Origin of the sequence: Amycolatopsis sp. SID8362, assembly GCF_010550475.1 — a bacterium.
GTDB classification, from domain to species: Bacteria; Actinomycetota; Actinomycetes; order Mycobacteriales; family Pseudonocardiaceae; genus Amycolatopsis; species Amycolatopsis eburnea.
The window spans coordinates 1-2340 of the sequence record NZ_JAAGNB010000879.1; the positions used below are offsets into that span (position 1 = coordinate 1).

The window sequence follows — 2340 nt, forward strand, 5'->3', positions numbered from 1 at the left end:
GCGGCCGTGCCGGGCCCGGTGAGCGCGGCGGACCTGGCGAAGGTGACGCTCAAGGTCGGTGACCAGAAGGGCGGCGTCAAGTCGCTGCTCACCGCGGCCGGGCAGCTGGACGGAACGCCGTACAAGATCGAATGGGCCACCTTCACCTCCGGGCCGCCGTTGCTGGAAGCGGCGTCGGCGGGCGCGATCGACACCGGCCGCGTCGGCAACACGCCGCCGATCTTCGCGGCCGCGGCGAAGGCGAAAATCAAGGTGATCAGCGTTTCGCGCAGCAACGTCGAGCGGGAAGCGGTGCTGGTGCCGCCGGACTCGCCGCTGCGGTCCGTCGCCGAGCTGAAGGGCAAGACGATCGGTGTCGCCAAGGGCACGTCGGCGCACGGCCAGCTGCTGAACACCCTGCACAACAACGGGTTGTCCACAAAGGACGTCAAGCTGAACTTCCTGCAGCCGTCGGAAGCCTACGCCGCGTTCACCCAGCACACGATCGACGCCTGGGCGATCTGGGACCCCTACACCGCGCAGGCGCAGATCGAGGCGCACGCCCGGGTGCTGGCCGACGGCCGGGGCGCCTCGAACGGCCTCGGCTTCCTGACCGCGAGCACCGCGGCCCTGGCCGACCCCGGCAAGAACTCGGCGTTGCGCGACTTCGCCGTGCGGGTGGTCAAGGCGCAGAAGTGGGCCGACACGCACCGGCCGGAATGGGCGGCGGCCTGGGCCAAGGAGACCGGGCTGAAGCTCGAAGTGGCGCGGAAGGCGGTCGACGCCGGGCGTGACCTGCCGATCGCGCTGGACGACGCCGTGGTGGCGGCCGAACAGCAGCTCGCGGACGCCTTCACCGAGGAGAAGACGCTGCCGGGCAAGGTGGACTTCGCCGCGTTCGCCGACCGGCGGTTCGCGGCCGACCTGGACCAGGCGAGGAGCAACGGATGAGCGTCAGGCTGCACTGGTTCCTGCCCACCAGCGGCGACGGCCGCACGATCGTGGAACGCTTCCACGCCAACCGGTCCCAGGGCCCGTCGGCGCAGCGCCCACCCGATCTCGACTACCTCGCGCAGGTCGCCCGCGCCGCCGAGCGGCAGGGTTTCGAGGGGGTCCTGACCCCGACCGGCACCTGGTGCGAAGACGCGTGGCTGACGACGGCCGCGCTGATCCGCGAGACCACCCGGCTCAAGTTCCTGGTCGCGTTCCGCCCCGGTGTCATCTCACCGACGCTCGCCGCCCAGATGGCGGGCACCTTCCAGCGCCTGTCGGGCGGCCGGGTCCTGCTCAACATCGTCACCGGCGGCGACGCCGTGGAGCAGCGGCGCTTCGGCGACTGGCACGACCACGACGCCCGCTACGCGCGCACCGACGAGTTCCTGACCATCGTGCGCGGGGTCTGGTCCGGGCAGCCGTTCACGTTCGAAGGTGACCACCTGCGGGTCGAAGGCGCGACGACGCTGGCCGCGCCCGACCCGGTGCCGCCGATCTACTTCGGGGGCTCGTCGCCGGCCGCGCTGCCGGTCGCGGCGCGGCACGCCGACGTCTACCTGACCTGGGGCGAGCCGCCCGCGCAGGTCGCGGAGAAGATCGGCAAGGTACGCGAGCTGGCGGGCGACCGGCCGATCCGGTTCGGCGTCCGGCTGCACACGATCTCGCGTGACACCTCCGCGGAGGCCTGGGCGGAGGCGCAGAAGCTGCTGGACGCGCTGAGCCCCGAGCAGGTCGCGAAGGCGCAGGCGCAGCTGGCGGCGAGCGAGTCGGTCGGGCAGCAGCGGATGGTCGCGTTGCACGGCGGCCGCACCGACGGCGGCGTCCGCGGCCTGGAGATCCACCCGAACCTCTGGGCCGGCGTCGGCCTGGTCCGCGGCGGCGCCGGGACCGCGCTGGTCGGCAGCCACGCCGAGGTCGCGGACCTGATCGAGGAGTACCACAGCGTCGGCGTGACGGAGTTCGTGCTGTCGGGCTACCCGCACCTGGAGGAGGCGTACTGGTTCGGCGACGGCGTCCGGCCCGAGCTGGCCCGGCGCGGGCTGATCAAGGAGTTCTAGGCCCAGCGGCACGACCCGTCAGGGGGAGGAGAACGGGAGCAGCAGTCCCGGGGGTGCGAACAGCGGGTAGGTGACGAGCACGCCGCCCGCGGTCTCGGTGACCGAGGACGGGCGGAACAGGTCGCGCTGGCCGGTGTAGAACGCCGTCACCGCGTCCTTGCCCGCGGTCAGGAGCACCTGGCGGCGCGGTTGCCCGGCGGGGTCTTCGCCGGGGACGGCGGGGAACGCCCCGACGCTGACCGGCCGCAGTGCCGCCAGCGCGGCGATCGTCGCGATCAGCCGCGGGTCGACGTGGCCCGCGCGCAGCACG

At 72.9% G+C, this 2340-nt stretch carries 2 protein-coding genes and 1 pseudogene; 2 read left to right on the top strand and 1 reads right to left on the bottom strand.

The features are described 5' to 3' along the window. Together G3I65_RS27500 and G3I65_RS27505 are read left to right on the top strand one after the other, a co-directional pair. Positions 1–930: ABC transporter substrate-binding protein (locus G3I65_RS27500; RefSeq protein ID WP_203612522.1), on the top strand; the 930-nt coding region annotated here is incomplete at its 5' end. Beyond that, a complete protein-coding gene (locus tag G3I65_RS27505; protein ID WP_160698688.1) occupies positions 927–2030 on the top strand; it encodes an LLM class flavin-dependent oxidoreductase in 1104 nt (367 codons plus the stop codon). The genes G3I65_RS27500 and G3I65_RS27505, both read left to right, overlap by 4 nt. 18 nt (positions 2031–2048) lie before the next feature. On the opposite strand, the pseudogene G3I65_RS27510 reads toward G3I65_RS27505, so the two are convergent. Then, a pseudogene (locus G3I65_RS27510) lies at positions 2049–2340 on the bottom strand (glycosyl transferase); the annotation flags it as partial.